The sequence below is a fragment of the Paenibacillus sp. O199 genome (assembly GCF_001636635.1).
In the GTDB taxonomy this organism is placed as follows: Bacteria; Bacillota; Bacilli; order Paenibacillales; family Paenibacillaceae; genus Paenibacillus; species Paenibacillus marchantiae.
In genome coordinates, this window is the sequence record NZ_LGRP01000015.1 from 94,915 (window position 1) to 110,338 (window position 15,424).

The window sequence follows — 15,424 nt, forward strand, 5'->3', positions numbered from 1 at the left end:
GCAAGGACCGCTGTTAAAATCAAGAAAGAGGCGGTCTGCGCCGCCCCTTCCCATTACACTCATTTCATGCTCAGCGAAACGCGATTACTTTTTCTTCTTCCGTACAAAAGCCGCCGTTCCGTTGGCTGGTGCGCCTTTACTCTTCTTGCGCTTACGGCGTGGTGCTCCGCCTTCCTGAACACCACCCGGTGTAGCTCCTTCTCCGATAAACACACCGCTAGGTGAGGTGTTTTTGCGTCCACTACCGCCTTTGCCACCTTTACCTCCGCCTTTACCGGATTTGAAGCTTCCTTCACCACGACTGCTGCCGCTGTTCAGAGCATTCCCTTGTCCACTAGCTGAAGTGCCTTCCTGGCCACCTGCGGTAGAGCTATAACCACCTTTGCCCGAACCAAAACCAAAGCTTACCGCTCCCTTGCTCCGGCCTGCTGATCCGCCGGCATCTCCAGCACGACGCTCACCTCTCGGTTTGCCGCCACCTTTGCCACCCGCGCTTCCTACTGTGTTCGAAGCTCCGCTACGACCGCCACGTCCGCCTTTGCTGCTTTCATCGGCTGATCTGCCGCCACGGCTGCCTCCAGCACCGATTGGCGCGCCTTTACCACCACGCGAGCCACTGAATCCACCAGAACCACTCTTCGCGCCGCCGCGTGCTCCGCCACCAGCAGGACGTCCACCTTTACCGCCACGTCCACCGCTGAAGCCACCTGGACGTTCGCCGCGAGGTTTCATGTCAACCATTTCAAAGTCAATCGTGTACTCTTCCATGCTCACACGCGCTACACGAATCTTCACCTCATCACCGATGCGGAAGACCTTGGAGGTGCGTTCGCCAATCAGAGCCATATGTTGGTCGTCAAAATGGTAATAGTCGTCTGTGAGCGCACTCAGGCGAATCAGACCCTCTACCGTATTTTCCAGTTCAATGAACATACCGAAGCTGGTAACACTGCTGATCATGCCTTCGAACTCTTCGCCGACCTTATCAAGCATATACTCGGCTTTCTTCATTTTCTCTGTATCGCGCTCAGCTTCAACCGCCACTCGCTCGCGTTCCGAAGACTGTTGCGCAATATCGGCCATACGTCCAGCCAAATACTCCTGACGGTTCTCAGGCAAAGCCCCATTGTTCTCAATCACTTCCCGAATAACACGGTGAATGACGAGGTCGGGATAACGACGGATCGGTGATGTGAAGTGACTGTAGAACTCTGCCGCCAGACCAAAGTGACCAGACATCTCAGAATCATACTTCGCCTGTTTCATGGAACGCAGCATCATTGTACTAATAACGGTTTGTTCTTTCGTTTCTTTGATATCCTCAAGAAGGGATTGAAGCGCCCGTGGATGAATCGCGTTGCCACGTCCTTTGACGTGGTGTCCGAAATTCGCCGCAAAGGCGAGAAAATTTTGCAGTTTTTCCTGATCTGGATCTTCATGCACACGATAAATGAACGGAACCTTCAACCAGTGGAAATGCTCTGCTACCGTTTCATTGGCTGCCAGCATGAATTCCTCAATGATTTGCTCCGCAATCGAACGCTCCCGTTTCACGATATCGACTGGTTTGCATTCTTCATCCACGATGATTTTGGATTCTTCAAAATCAAAGTCAACCGCACCGCGGCGCATACGCATCGCACGAAGCTTCAAAGCAATCTCTTTCATCAAGTGGAAATCATCCACTAGGTCCTTGTAACGCTCCAACAATTCAGGCTCTTCACCTTCAAGAATTTTACGAACGTTGGAATACGTCATCCGCTCTTTGGTCTTGATAACACTTGTGAAAATGTCGTGTTTCACAACCTTCATCTGGTCGTTGAACTCCATCTCACAAGACAGGGTCAAGCGGTCTACCTGCGGGTTCAAACTACAGATCCCGTTGGACAACCGTTGCGGAAGCATCGGAATAACACGGTCCACCAGATACACGCTGCATCCCCGATTGTACGCTTCCTGATCCAACTTGGAGTTTTCCTTCACATAGTAGCCTACATCGGCAATATGAACACCCAGACGATAGTTACCGTTAGGCAGTTTCTCCACATTGACAGCGTCATCGAGATCCTTCGCGTCTTCGCCATCAATCGTAACGATATTCAACCCACGCAGATCACGGCGACCTTGCTGGATAATTTCTTCTTCCGTAATGGCATCCGGTGCTTTTTCGGATTCTTCCACCACTTCATCCGGGAAAGCTTCAGGCAGCTGATGTTTACGAATCACTGACAAAATATCAATGCCCGGTTCATCCTTATGACCGAGAATCTCGATCACTTCACCTTCTGCTGCTGCCCGCCCCTCTGGATAGCTGATGATTTTCGCAACAACTTTTTGCCCATCAACAGCTCCATTAAAGTTCGTGCGTGGGATGAAAATATCTCGGTTAATCCGCTTGTCGTCCGGAATGACGAAGCCATAAACCTCGTGGCTTTGGAATACACCGACCACTTGCGTGACCGCACGGGTAACAATACGGACAATCTCGCCCTCCAAACGCCCACCGGAAGGACCTTGAGAAGTCACTTTAACAAATACCGTATCTCCGTTCATCGCGCTTTTCATATCATTGGCATGGATGTACACATCCGGGTGTTCCCGATCCTCAGGGATGAGGAAAGCAAACCCCTTCGCATGAGCCTGCAAACGTCCGCGCACCAAATCCATACGTTCTGGCATGCCGTAGCGGTTATTGCGAGTCAGCAAGACTTTGCCGGATTCCTCCAACGTATTAAGCATAATTAAAAAGGCTTTGAAATCAGCCGCGTCTTCAATCTCGAAGTGCTGTTCCAGTTCCTGATAAGTCATCGGTTTATAAGCGGTATCCCGCATGAAGTCGAGCAATTGTTGTTCTGTTATCATTAATATTCACCTCGGGAAACATAAAAGTGTAATCTTGTTTCATCTCTCTATGTATCAGAAACCTTACAAATAGAAAAGCCATTTAACTCAGGCCTCACTATCTCATACCCTAGTATACACGAATTCAATCCGGCGCATCCGTACCCTGCAAAATAAACCAAGCATGCATGGCCCCTTGCATAACCGCGCTTTCATGCATCATAACAGCATTTATGCTACATGTGTTTTGCTCTCGAAAAGACAGAAAAGAATCGGCCCAGAACAGGGCGAATATGTAGGAAGGTAACCGAACGGAAGTGAGAAGAAATCGAAGATCAGAATCATGTAGTTCATTGGAAAAGACTGGTCATGAATGAATTTATTAAAAAACCTCCGTTTCTTCTCGAAACGAAGGTTAATCATTCAAGCGTTCCTGCTCGAAACTATCGCGTTACATAAGGCACTCCAACTCTTACTTGGAGACAACAGTAACGATGATAGACAAAATGAAGAATCCTGCACCCAGTACAACTGTTGCACGTTGCAGGAAAAGATCCAGTCCGCGCGCTTTCGTTTTACCGAAAAGATGTTCCGCACCACCGGAGATGGCACCCGCCAAACCAGCGCTTTTCCCGTGCTGCAGCAATACTACAGTGATTAGACCGATCGAAAACACCACGAGCAGCAATTTCAAAGCAATATCCATTCTTTCCACCTCCTACCCATGTGGGCATAACATCTCACCATAAAAACAGTTACTTTAATTGTAACACAGCTATTAACGTGATACAAGTAGTGGCATTTCCTCAATTACTGAGATATAGCCAACATTTTCAACCCTTTTAATCTTCTTTAGTAATTAAAATCAACTTAATAAAAAAGACAAGCCGGTTACCCGGCTTGCCCATGAGTTTTCGTAAGACAACTTATTTTTTGAGGTTGTAGAAACCTTTGAGACCATTGTATTGAGCCAGTTCGCCCAGTTGATCCTCGATGCGGAGCAATTGGTTGTACTTCGCGATACGGTCTGTACGGGAAGGAGCACCCGTTTTAATTTGACCCGCGTTTGTTGCAACAGCGATGTCAGCGATTGTGCTGTCTTCGGACTCACCGGAACGGTGGGAGATTACAGCAGTGTATCCTGCACGTTTAGCCATTTCGATTGCATCGAATGTTTCAGTCAATGTACCGATTTGGTTAACTTTGATCAGGATGGAGTTACCGATACCTTGTTCGATACCTCTACCCAGACGCTCTGTGTTCGTTACGAACAGGTCATCACCAACGAGTTGTACTTTGTCTCCCAATTTCTCAGTGAGCAATTTCCAACCATCCCAGTCATCTTCGGACATACCGTCTTCGATTGTGATGATTGGGTATTTCTCAACCCATGAAGCCAGAAGGTCAACATACTCAGCGGAAGTGTAAGATTTACCTTCGCCAGCAAGTGTGTACTTACCATCTTTGTAGAACTCAGTGGAAGCTACGTCCATACCCAGGAATACGTCAACGCCTGGTTTGTAACCTGCTTTTTCAATCGCTTCGATGATTGTAGTGATTGCTTCTTCGTTAGAACCAAGGTTCGGTGCGAAGCCGCCTTCGTCACCAACAGCTGTGTTCAGGCCTTTGGAGCTTAGTACGGATTTCAGGTTGTGGAAGATTTCCGCACCTACGCGAAGAGCTTCTTTGAAGCTTGGTGCTCCAACTGGAAGAACCATGAACTCTTGAACATCGATGTTGTTGTCAGCATGCTCACCACCATTGATGATGTTCATCATTGGTACTGGCAGTACTTTAGCGTTGAATCCGCCCAGGTAAACGTACAATGGTAGATCCAAAGCGTCAGCAGCTGCGCGAGCTACAGCCATGGATACAGCCAGGATTGCGTTAGCACCCAGTTTACCTTTGTTTGGCGTACCATCCAAAGTAATCATCAATTTGTCGATACCCAGTTGATCCAATGCATCCATACCGATTACTTCTGGAGCGATTGTTTCGTTTACGTTTTTAACAGCTTGCAGAACGCCTTTACCCAGGTAACGGGATTTGTCGCCATCGCGAAGCTCAACAGCTTCGTGGGCACCAGTAGATGCACCAGATGGAACGATTGCGCGTCCGATTGCGCCGGACTCCAGGTATACTTCAACTTCAACTGTAGGGTTACCGCGGGAGTCGAGGACTTCGCGAGCGTACACGTCAGAAATAATAGTCATGAGTGATAATCTCCTTTTAATTTGGAATTTTATTTTAATACGTTCAGAATAGTTGAGTTTCACCAGGCCACTCCGCATGCAGTACCGTCTTCCGATCGCTGTTATCCCCTGATTTCTTTGAACTTGTTTTTATAAGTTGAAATCATGTGATAAAGGCGAACGCTTCGCTTCTACAGATCGGTTCTGCCCGCTTCGTTAAGGTTCAACTTAGGCCTTATTCAATAACCTATTAAAATTATATTATTTACGGGTAGCGATGACAGATGTACCTGTCATTTCAGCCGGTTTAGGCAATTGCATCAGGTCAAGAATCGTTGGAGCGATATCCGCGAGGATTCCGCCTTCACGCAGGGTAACGTTAGCATCTGTAACGATGAGTGGAACCGGGTTCGTTGTGTGAGCAGTGAACGGACGTCCTTGCTCATCGAACACCATATCCGCGTTACCATGATCCGCAGTAATCAGCACAACGCCGCCTTTAGCGAGAACTGCATCCACAACACGGCCCATGCATTCGTCTGTTACTTCTACTGCCTTAATGGTAGGCTCCAGCATGCCGGAGTGTCCAACCATATCAGGGTTAGCGAAGTTCAGAATAATGGCGTCATGTTTGTCTGCTTCAATCTCACGAACACATGCGTCAGCTACTTCATACGCGCTCATCTCCGGCTGCAAGTCGTACGTTGCAACTTTTGGTGAGTTGATCAGCACGCGTGTTTCGCCCGGAAGCTCAACATCACGGCCGCCGCTGAAGAAGAAGGTTACGTGCGGGTATTTCTCGGTTTCTGCAATACGCAATTGTTTCTTGTTGTTCTGTACCAGAACTTCACCCAGCGTGTTGTCGAGGTTTTTAGGCGAGTAAGCCACGTAACCTTCAACGGTCTCGCTGAACAAGGTCAGGCACACGAAGTGCAAGCCCACAGGGAACTTCGGACCGCGGTCGAAACCACGGAAATCCTGGTTCGTGAATACTTGCGACAGTTGGATCGCACGGTCAGGACGGAAGTTGAGGAAAATGACGGAATCGCCGCTCTCCACCAAACCTACCGGCTGGCCATCCGCTTTAACGATAACCGTTGGTTCAACGAATTCGTCAAATACGGATTTTTCATACGATTCTTCAACTGCTTTGAGTGGATCAGTGTATTTTGGTCCATCACCATAAACGATGGCACGATATGATTTCTCAACACGTTCCCAACGTTTGTCACGGTCCATCGCATAGTAGCGACCTTGAACCGTTGCGATTTGTCCTACACCGACTTCCTCGATTTTGGCAATCAGCTTCTGCATGAACTCTTTACCGCTATCTGGCATAACATCACGGCCATCCATGAAAGCATGAATGTATACGTCATTCATTCCTTCTTTTTTGGCGAGATCCAGCATAGCGAACAAGTGGTCGATGTGACTATGTACGCCGCCATCGGACAACAAACCATACAAGTGAAGCTTTTTACCGCTTTGTTTCGCTTCGCGAACAGCTTTAACGAGTGTCTCATTGTCGTAAAATTCACCGTCACGAATCGATTTGGAGATACGAGTCAAATCCTGGTATACGATCCGGCCGGCACCAATATTCAGGTGACCTACCTCGGAGTTCCCCATTTGCCCTTCAGGCAAACCTACCGCTTCACCGCAAGCAGTGAGAGTTGTGTGTGGGAATTGGCTCATAAAACGGTCATAGTTCGGTTTCTTGGCTTGCGCTACCGCGTTGCCTTCCACCGTGTTACGAAGACCAAAGCCGTCCATAATGATCAGTGCTACAGGTTTTGGAGCTGTCATTACTTCGCCCCCTCAACAAGCGCGATGAACGAAGCCGGCTGCAAGCTGGCACCGCCAACAAGCGCGCCGTCGATGTCGCTTTGTCCGAGGTATTCTGTTACGTTCTCAGGTTTAACACTGCCACCGTATTGAATACGAACTGCATCTGCTACCTTTTGGTCGTACAGATCCTTCACCAACGTACGAATGTAAGCAATAACTTCATTCGCATCTTGGGAAGTAGAGGATTTGCCTGTACCAATCGCCCAGATTGGCTCATAAGCGATAACCACTTGTGCTGCCTGATCTGCGGACAGACCTGCAAAAGCAGCTTCCGTTTGCACTTTGCACACGTCTTTCGTTTGATCAGCTTCGCGCTCTTCAAGCGTCTCACCAAGACAAAAGATTGGAGTCAATCCGTGACGGAATGCTGCATGCAACTTTTTATTGACAGTCTCATCGGTTTCCGCAAAATATTGACGGCGCTCCGAGTGACCAATAATGACGTAATCCACACCCAGGTCTTTCAGCATCACGCCGCTGATTTCACCTGTGAATGCACCGTTGTCTTCAAAATGAAGATTTTGTGCACCAATTTTGATGTTTGTGCCTTTAACGGCTTCTACCAGGGATGGCAGATTCGTAAACGGTGCGCAAATAACAGTCTCTACGCCTTCAACTTCCGCTTTTCCTTTAACTTCCTGAATGAAGTCATTGGATTCGGAAACCGTTTTGAACATTTTCCAGTTACCTGCGATAATCGGTGTTCTCATGGTTTTCAACTCCTTCATGCTATAGCTTAAAGCTTACTTGTCGTTCAATGCAACTACGCCAGGAAGCACTTTGCCTTCCATGAACTCGAGCGATGCACCGCCACCTGTAGAGATGTGGTCCATTTTGTCAGCCAATTTGAACTTCTCAGCTGCTGCTGCGGAGTCACCACCACCAATGATGGTGTATGCTTCTGTCTCTGCACAAGCTTCAGCAACCTCACGTGTACCATTAGAGAAAGGCTCAATTTCGAATACGCCCATTGGTCCGTTCCATACAACCAGCTTGGAGTTTTTGATCACTTCAGCATAGATTGCACGCGTTTTCGGTCCGATGTCCACGCCTTCCCAGTCTGCAGGGATGCCGTCGATACCAACGATTTGTGTGTTTGCACTTGCACTGAAGTCGTCAGATACAACGATATCTACCGGCAGGTAGAAGTTTTTGCCCAATTTTTTCGCTTTTTCAATGAAACCAAGAGCAACGTCCAGTTTGGAATCATCCAACAGAGATTGTCCAATTTCATGTCCTTGTGCTTTGAAGAACGTGTAAGTCAGGCCGCCACCGATGATTACGTTGTCTGCAATGTTCAACAGGTTGTCGATCACATCGATTTTGTCTTTAACTTTGGAACCACCGATGATTGCTGTGAAAGGACGCTCAGGGTTGGAGATGGCTTTGCCCAACACTTCAAGTTCTTTCTCCATCAACAGACCGGATACTGCTGGCAACAAATGAGCGATACCTTCTGTCGAAGCGTGTGCTCTGTGAGCTGCGCCGAATGCATCGTTAACGAATACGTCAGCCAGTTCAGCAAATTGTTTTGCCAATTCAGGATCGTTTTTCTCTTCGCCTGCGTGGAAACGAACGTTCTCAAGCAACAATACGTCGCCATTGTTCAGTTCAGCGATTTGAGCTTTTACTGTTTCGCCAACGGAATCATCCGCTTTAACGACTTTTTTACCGAGCAATTCGGACAAACGCTCAGCAGCTGGAGTCAAACGCATGGATTCAACCACTTCGCCTTTTGGACGGCCCATGTGGCTTGCCAAAATAACTTTAGCGCCTTTTTCGATCAAGTAGTTGATCGTAGGAAGCGTGGCACGAATACGTTTGTCATCTGTAATTTTACCATCTTCGAGCGGCACATTAAAATCTACACGGACAAAAGCCCGTTTTCCTGTCAATTCGATATCGCGTACACTTTTTTTGTTCATCTGTATTTCCTCCGCACCCATGTATTTGGTGGACCAATCAAGAGCTGAAATCCCTTGTCAATCCTGGTGTTTTTGAGAAATTTGCAAAATGTTGATATATAAAGAGCGGAAACAATAGCATCTGTTTCCGCTCTATGTTATTGCAGATATTACTTAATCATTTTTGCAAAGTGCTCCAAAGTGCGAACCAGTTGAGCAGTGTAGGACATTTCATTGTCATACCAAGCTACAGTTTTAACCAATTGTTGGTCGCCAACAGTCAGAACTTTAGTTTGAGTTGCATCAAACAGGGAACCGAAAGTGATACCTTGGATATCGGAAGATACGATTTCGTCTTCAGTGTATCCGAAAGTTTGTGGATCGGAAGCTTCTTTCATAGCTGCGTTAACTTCTTCAGCAGTTACTTTTTTGTTCAAAACAGTTACGAGCTCAGTCAGGGAACCAGTAGCTACTGGCACACGTTGAGCTGCACCGTCGAGGATACCTTGCAGTTCTGGAATAACCAGACCGATTGCTTTAGCAGCACCAGTTGTGTTAGGGATGATGTTTTCAGCTGCTGCGCGAGCACGACGGAAGTCACCTTTAGGGTGTGGAGCATCCAAAGTGTTTTGGTCGCCAGTGTAAGCGTGAATTGTAGTCATCAAACCTTGAACGATTCCGAATTTGTCTTGCAGAGTTTTTGCCATAGGTGCCAGGCAGTTTGTTGTGCAAGATGCGCCGGAGATTACAGTTTCAGTACCGTCGAGGATTTCATGGTTTACGTTGTAAACGATGGTTTTCATGTCGCCAGTAGCTGGTGCGGAGATAACAACTTTCTTAGCTCCACCTTTCAAGTGTTTCTCAGCTGCTTCTTTAGTTGTGAAGAAACCAGTACATTCCAGAACGATATCTACGCCCAGGTCGCCCCAAGGAAGTTCTTCTGGGTTACGGTTAGCCAATACTTTAACTTCTTTACCGTTCACTTTGAAGAAGCCATCGTGTACTTCAACATCGCCATCGAAGCGACCTTGAGTTGTATCATATTTGAGCAAATGAGCCAGCATTTTAGCATCAGTCAAGTCGTTGATTGCTACTACTTCAATGCCCTCTACATTTTGAATACGGCGGAATGCCAAGCGTCCAATACGTCCAAAACCGTTAATACCTACTTTAATCATGAGTAAGTTCCTCCCAAGTTTTGATTAATTTTTTTTATGAAACTTATATATTCAAGACAGACCGTGAAGTCCGTCAAGACAACAATGGTTGTGGTGAAAAGTAAACTCTTATTCCATTTCGGCAACGATGACTTCGGCAGCAGCCTCGTCAATAATCAGAATATCTTCCTGGCCAAATCGCAGCACGGAGTGAATAGCAGCAGCTTTGCTTTTGCCACCTGCAATTCCGATCACGACATCGGTTCGTTCAATATCCTGGAGTCGCATGCCCAGCGTAAGCATGGTGTGTACCACCTCACCCTGATCATTAAAGTAATAACCGAAGGATTCAGATACGGCCCCTTGCGCCTGAAGTTCATCTATGATCTCTGTCGCAAGTTTACGGCGCCGTGCCATCTCTACGGCATCACCGATTCCATGAATGACGATCCGCGATTTTCGAATCAGCTGCAGAATCTCCTGAACACTTGGGTCCTGGATTAGTGATTCGTAAGCATGATCACTAAGCAAATCCGGTACATGCAGGAGTTTGTATTGGGCCCCTACCCGTTTTGCCATCGTGGATGCAATCGTATTGGCCTGAATTTCAAGGCTTTCTCCCAGCCCACCGCGTGCCGGTACAAACCAGACACCTTTCAGCGATGTTGGCGGAGTCAGTTGCTCTGCGACTCCAGCCGTTGTTGAACCGCCAGTTACGGCGACAACATCGTTATCAGTCATAATATTACCCAGAGCCTTCGCTCCGGCTCTACCCAGTTCCCGTTTGGCAAATGGAGAAATGTCCGAATCACCAGGAACCACAACTACCTTTTGCAGACCGTAGGCTTGCTTGATGCGCTCTTCCAGTTCGGATAATCCGAACAGCTCTTTGGCGACGGGTTCCAACTGCTGCAGCAATTCATGCCCTGCCTCACTGATCTTCATGCCTGCACTGTCAATTTCAATAAGTCCCTGAGCCTTTAACAAATCGGTCTCAGCCCTCAGAACCCGCTCGGTCATCTGCATGGAATTAGCTAACGTTCTTCGTCCGATCACATCCGATAACATGATCTGGTGCAGAATCGTATACCTCTTCTTCAAGACATCCATGAGATCAGGCAGAAGCTGCTTTTGCACTTCTAAAATCGTTCGCATGCTTTCCACTCCCGCAAGCTTCTCGTTCCAAGCTTTCTTTCATGGCCCCAAAACGTCCCGGGTTAACTTTTTAAGTCCCACGTCTATTCTACCTAAAACTGACGTGACATGCAAGTGTTTCGAAGCGTTAAATCGACACGTTTCAGGCGTTTGTACGCGCCTATTTTCACAATGTCAATCTACTATGATCGAGAACAACCTGTTCGACACCATATATAGAAGCAAAGTAAAATTCTCATCTACATATTGCTTGCTATGGTTTTTCATATGGCATGTCCAAAACCTCTTTTAGCATTTACCTATTTGCGCTCTTTATCCACTTATTTTCATCATGATCAATTTCAGGGTATTCCAAACCAAAACAGCGAACATCAGCTTGCAATTAAATTACTCATGAGCTATAATCATTATTGCTGTCACATATTTGAAGCTTCTATTTCAAAACTGCTTTTATGCAACTATGTTTGCAGCAATAATTAATGTGCGCCCGTGGTCCAATGGATATGACGTAGGCCTCCGAAGCCTGAGATCCAAGTTCGATTCTTGGCGGGCGCGCCATTCTTAATTAGTAGCTCATAACACTCTTAACCAATGAAACCGAATAGGTTTCTTTTTTTTCAAACTTAGTTTGACTTTCTTTGACTTTTTGTTTGGAATTGTTTATGATGTGGGTAATACGGTAACAGTTTATATATAACACCAATTAACATTTACATTTCTGAGGAGGTTTTTCACGTGAGTTATATTCCAATGGTCGTTGAACAGAGCAACCGCGGTGAGCGCGCCTATGACATCTATTCCAGATTGCTGAAGGATCGTATCATCTTCCTTGGCAGTGATGTAAATGACGTTGTGGCGAATTCCATCATGGCACAGATGTTGTTCCTTACTGCGGAAGATCCGGAGAAAGACATTCACTTATACATCAATAGCCCAGGCGGCTCCATTACAGCCGGTATGGCGATTTACGATACTATGCAATTCATCAAACCGGATGTATCTACCATCTGTGTAGGTATGGCGGCTTCGATGGGTGCATTCCTGTTGAACGCAGGTGCCAAAGGTAAACGTTTTGCATTGCCTAACAGCGAAATCATGATTCACCAACCACTTGGTGGTGCGCAAGGTCAAGCTTCGGACATCGAAATTCGTGCCCGCCGCATCCTGAAAATGCGTGATACGTTGAACCGCATCATCGCTGAGCGTTCAGGCCAACCGCTGGAGCGTATCGAGAAAGATACAGATCGTGACTACTTTATGAGTGCTGCTGAAGCTGCCGATTACGGTATCATCGATAAAGTTATTGAAAACGTAGGTTCCCAAGGCATCTAAGCCGAGGCGAATCGCCAATTAAACGGATATACCATATAGCCCACTCAAACGGCAACGCCCAGTTGAGTGGGCTATATGAAAAAAGGACGCTCTCGTCAATATGACGAGGGCGTCCTTTTTTTGAAGATAATTTAAAAGTGCATGATAAATATTTAATTGATTCACTTTAACTCTCTTAGCGTTACGTTTGCAATAAGCCCAAGACTAATACTAAAGTTACATTTACGAACCGAGCTACGCATACGCTATTAGCCATCATTTCAACGAAATGAAATTCTAATACTTTACTTGTTTGCTGTTAAGCCACTGAACGGCTCTGTGCCTTTAGGAAGCAACTCTTTGTATGTGAACGGGAATTCTGGGAAGCCTTCCGCATAAGCTGTATACTCATACAACTGGAAGAATACAACTACACCTGTTGGTGTTACATAGAAATCCTGATCTTTATTCAGACCTTTATAGCCTTCAAGGTAACCACCGCTAGCTTTAAGCTGATCTCCAACTTTTTTGCTTACTGTCTGACGCACAGTTTTGTTATTTTGAATTACATCATCCAGACTCAATTCCTTGCCGGAATCCAGAGCAAAGGTGTGACCTGAACGGAACGTCATGCCATGTGCACCTGCATAGTCCTGATAACTTTGCGTAATGAGTCCAAGCACACCATTTTCGTTGTATGTCACGACATAAGAACTCTCAAATGCATATGGACGGTTCGCTGCTGCGTCACCAAATTCCTTAGTTTGTTTTTTGAAATCTGTTACAAAAGCATCGACTTCATCTTTCAGCACCTTGTTGATAGCTGCTTCTGCTTTATCGTTAGCCAGTCCGCTAACCTGAGGATATTGAATATCGACTTCAGCGTTCTTGATGCTGACTTTCACTGTTGCCGCTTTGACTGTCACGCTATTTTGCTTCACTTTGCTCAGCGTCAGTGTCTTGGCTTTGCCATCCCAGTTGCCCTGAACACCCAAATAATCTCTCATTGCAGAAAACGGAATATACAATCGGCCATTGATCAGCTTCGCTTCCACTTGTGGATAGTAGTTATTAATTCTAACACTCGGTGCCCCATCAATCAGGCTGATGGTCATCGTATTATTAGCTGCCGTTAAGGAGTACTCCTTAGCCTTTGCATCATATTTCAAGCTTCCACCTGCAACATCTTTCACTGCGGTAAGCGATACCCAAGTGGAGCCACCTTGAAGGAGCCCTTTTTGAGTAAGAGTTTTGCCTCCCGACTTCAGAGTTACCTCAGTAGGTGTTGTCACTTTCGTGGATACTGAAGCTGCCTGTACAGAACTATCCTGCCATACAGCCCCGCTCCCCACAATAATTCCTGCCGCCAGTAGTGCACTAGTCCATTTTTTCCATGATGTCATATATAAAACTCCTCTCTCGAATTCAAATTTGAGTGTCATTGCGTATGTATCCTGATTTGATCGTATGCCTCATACGCTCACCTCTTTATTATAATTAACCCAATTGCGGAAAGGTTTACAGCTCCAGTTACAATGTTGTTCGATCCAGATGTCTATAATGAAGGTTTTGTTACGAACAAATGGACAAAAAAGATACCAAAAACCAGCAATTCATTTCGTCATATTTCACCTCTTCTTTCCAAACTTCATCAAAGTGCGCCTTTATAACAAAAAAGACGCTGTCCGATGGACAACGTCTTTGTCATTATTACCTTTCGCCCGCTCAAGCATATCTTTAACGGACATCCAGCCTTATTTACTTCACTTATTTCATTTCATAAGTAATATTCAGCGTTGTGCTTACTTTAACCTGTCCTGTTTCAATTTCTGTGCTACCAGCAGAATCAGCTGTTGCTTTGGACATCAAAGCCTCACTTGCATAGAACACAGGTACATTCGCGTCACCTTGGCTCACAGACAGAACAGCACCCAGTTGACGTTTAACCGCTTTTGCAATAGCTCCAGCTTTCACATCAGCATTGGCAACAGCTTTTTCAATCACTTGAGCTTCAAAGCTCTCTGGTTTTTCTACCGTAAAACGTACATTTTCAATATTGTTGGCACCAGCTTGGGATGCAGCATCCAGGAGTTCACCAATCTTGTCCATCTCCCGGTAAGTTACAGTCAATGTGTGATGAGCTGTGTACCCTTTGATCTTCTGTCCGTCTTTTTCACTATACGTGTAGTCAGGCTGTACGTAGAACTGGCTGGTTTGAATATCATCCGCACTGATTTTCCACGTACTTTTCAGCAGATTGCTAACCTTTTGAATTTTCGCTGCATTCGCTTTTTGCGCAGAGGCTGCGGTATCTGCCGTACTGTTCACTCCAATGGAAAGATAAGCGATGTCAGGCTTCACCTGAATCTCACCTGTACCCACAACGTTAATCACGTTTTGCTGTACCCCCTGTACCTCAGCAGCATATGCGTAGTTACTTGGTGCCACCCACGCAATACCTCCTACTAGCAATGTACCTGCGACCATCACCGCGCCCAGCGGTTTCATCCATAATTTACCCATCACGTTAGCCTCCTTAAGTTTTAACATCTCAAACTCAAATCGATTTGATACCTAACAGACGGGCTTAATTCCATAATGTTGCACTTGACAGTCATAAAACGCAAAAAAGCCCCTTTCGGGACTTCTTCATTGAGTTCAAATCATATCTTATTGGTTCTCAAGCTCTTCCTTGCTTACCAGACTAACTAAAGCGTTTACAGCCTGTTCGGCATCCGCGCCTTCTGCACTAATCTGGATTTCCGTACCAGTACTGATTGCAAGGCTCATGATCCCCATGATACTTTTTGCATTTACTTTTTTGTCGTCCTTCTCGACGAACACTTCAGATGAGTACTTATTCGCTTCTTGAACGAACAGTGCCGCAGGTCTGGCATGGAGACCCGTTTTCAAACGGACAACTACCGGGTGCTTTGTCATGGAAACTTACCCCCTATTATGAAATCTGGACATTAAATACACAATTATATTTATAACATTATACCATATAACCAGA

The 15,424-nt window shown here is 46.2% G+C and carries 12 protein-coding genes and 1 tRNA gene; 2 read left to right on the forward strand and 11 right to left on the reverse strand.

The genetic code is table 11. The features are described from left to right. Positions 1 to 84: 84 nt before the first annotated feature. The 8 genes from rnr to A6049_RS20860 all read right to left on the reverse strand — a co-directional run bounded on the left by rnr (position 85) and on the right by A6049_RS20860 (position 11,097). A complete protein-coding gene (rnr, locus tag A6049_RS20825; protein WP_063566487.1) occupies positions 85 to 2,862 on the reverse strand; it encodes a ribonuclease R in 2,778 nt (925 codons plus the stop codon). 451 nt (positions 2,863 to 3,313) lie between these two features. Then, positions 3,314 to 3,547, reverse strand: coding sequence for a preprotein translocase subunit SecG (gene secG / locus A6049_RS20830; protein ID WP_024629498.1), 234 nt, complete (start codon positions 3,545 to 3,547; stop codon positions 3,314 to 3,316). Positions 3,548 to 3,767: 220 nt separating this feature from the next. Further along, positions 3,768 to 5,054, reverse strand: coding sequence for a phosphopyruvate hydratase (eno, locus tag A6049_RS20835; RefSeq protein ID WP_063566488.1), 1,287 nt, complete (start codon positions 5,052 to 5,054; stop codon positions 3,768 to 3,770). Positions 5,055 to 5,294: 240 nt separating this feature from the next. Continuing rightward, positions 5,295 to 6,839, reverse strand: coding sequence for a 2,3-bisphosphoglycerate-independent phosphoglycerate mutase (gpmI, locus tag A6049_RS20840; RefSeq protein WP_063566489.1), 1,545 nt, complete (start codon positions 6,837 to 6,839; stop codon positions 5,295 to 5,297). Next, on the reverse strand, positions 6,839 to 7,591 hold the full coding sequence (gene tpiA, locus A6049_RS20845; protein ID WP_063566490.1) for a triose-phosphate isomerase: 753 nt from the start codon (positions 7,589 to 7,591) through the stop codon (positions 6,839 to 6,841). Before tpiA ends, gpmI begins: the two co-directional genes overlap by 1 nt. Before the next feature lie 33 nt (positions 7,592 to 7,624). Continuing rightward, positions 7,625 to 8,806, reverse strand: a complete 1,182-nt coding sequence (locus tag A6049_RS20850; RefSeq protein ID WP_024629502.1) for a phosphoglycerate kinase — start codon at positions 8,804 to 8,806, stop codon at positions 7,625 to 7,627. A 149-nt stretch (positions 8,807 to 8,955) separates the two neighbouring features. Beyond that, positions 8,956 to 9,963, reverse strand: coding sequence for a type I glyceraldehyde-3-phosphate dehydrogenase (gene gap, locus A6049_RS20855; RefSeq protein WP_024629503.1), 1,008 nt, complete (start codon positions 9,961 to 9,963; stop codon positions 8,956 to 8,958). A gap of 108 nt (positions 9,964 to 10,071) precedes the next feature. Beyond that, positions 10,072 to 11,097, reverse strand: a complete 1,026-nt coding sequence (locus A6049_RS20860; RefSeq protein ID WP_063566491.1) for a sugar-binding transcriptional regulator — start codon at positions 11,095 to 11,097, stop codon at positions 10,072 to 10,074. A gap of 483 nt (positions 11,098 to 11,580) precedes the next feature. Between A6049_RS20860 and A6049_RS20865 the strand changes: the two genes are divergently transcribed. Together A6049_RS20865 and clpP are read left to right on the forward strand one after the other, a co-directional pair. Continuing rightward, positions 11,581 to 11,655, forward strand: a tRNA-Arg gene (locus A6049_RS20865). A 177-nt stretch (positions 11,656 to 11,832) separates the two neighbouring features. Then, a complete protein-coding gene (clpP, locus tag A6049_RS20870) occupies positions 11,833 to 12,429 on the forward strand; it encodes an ATP-dependent Clp endopeptidase proteolytic subunit ClpP (RefSeq protein ID WP_063566492.1) in 597 nt (198 codons plus the stop codon). A 284-nt stretch (positions 12,430 to 12,713) separates the two neighbouring features. Here clpP and A6049_RS20875 read toward each other — a convergent pair whose 3' ends face one another. The 3 genes from A6049_RS20875 to A6049_RS20885 form a co-directional block, all read right to left on the reverse strand. Next, complete coding sequence (locus tag A6049_RS20875) at positions 12,714 to 13,811, reverse strand: stalk domain-containing protein (protein WP_063566493.1); 1,098 nt, start codon at positions 13,809 to 13,811, stop codon at positions 12,714 to 12,716. 364 nt (positions 13,812 to 14,175) lie between these two features. Continuing rightward, positions 14,176 to 14,931, reverse strand: a complete 756-nt coding sequence (locus A6049_RS20880; RefSeq protein WP_063566494.1) for an SIMPL domain-containing protein — start codon at positions 14,929 to 14,931, stop codon at positions 14,176 to 14,178. Positions 14,932 to 15,078: 147 nt separating this feature from the next. Next, on the reverse strand, positions 15,079 to 15,348 hold the full coding sequence (locus A6049_RS20885) for an HPr family phosphocarrier protein (RefSeq protein WP_017691248.1): 270 nt from the start codon (positions 15,346 to 15,348) through the stop codon (positions 15,079 to 15,081). Positions 15,349 to 15,424 lie beyond the last annotated feature (76 nt).

Bases quoted from the DNA above. Each gene is read 5' to 3' on its own strand.
- A6049_RS20880 (WP_063566494.1), bottom strand. From the start codon at position 14,931: ATGGGTAAATTATGGATGAAACCGCTGGGCGCGGTGATGGTCGCAGGT.
- gap (WP_024629503.1), bottom strand. From the start codon at position 9,963: ATGATTAAAGTAGGTATTAACGGTTTTGGACGTATTGGACGCTTGGCA.
- tpiA (WP_063566490.1), bottom strand. From the start codon at position 7,591: ATGAGAACACCGATTATCGCAGGTAACTGGAAAATGTTCAAAACGGTT.
- A6049_RS20875 (WP_063566493.1), bottom strand. From the start codon at position 13,811: ATGACATCATGGAAAAAATGGACTAGTGCACTACTGGCGGCAGGAATT.
- secG (WP_024629498.1), bottom strand. From the start codon at position 3,547: ATGGATATTGCTTTGAAATTGCTGCTCGTGGTGTTTTCGATCGGTCTA.
- rnr (WP_063566487.1), bottom strand. From the start codon at position 2,862: ATGATAACAGAACAACAATTGCTCGACTTCATGCGGGATACCGCTTAT.
- A6049_RS20885 (WP_017691248.1), bottom strand. From the start codon at position 15,348: ATGACAAAGCACCCGGTAGTTGTCCGTTTGAAAACGGGTCTCCATGCC.
- A6049_RS20850 (WP_024629502.1), bottom strand. From the start codon at position 8,806: ATGAACAAAAAAAGTGTACGCGATATCGAATTGACAGGAAAACGGGCT.
- A6049_RS20860 (WP_063566491.1), bottom strand. From the start codon at position 11,097: ATGCGAACGATTTTAGAAGTGCAAAAGCAGCTTCTGCCTGATCTCATG.
- gpmI (WP_063566489.1), bottom strand. From the start codon at position 6,839: ATGACAGCTCCAAAACCTGTAGCACTGATCATTATGGACGGCTTTGGT.
- eno (WP_063566488.1), bottom strand. From the start codon at position 5,054: ATGACTATTATTTCTGACGTGTACGCTCGCGAAGTCCTCGACTCCCGC.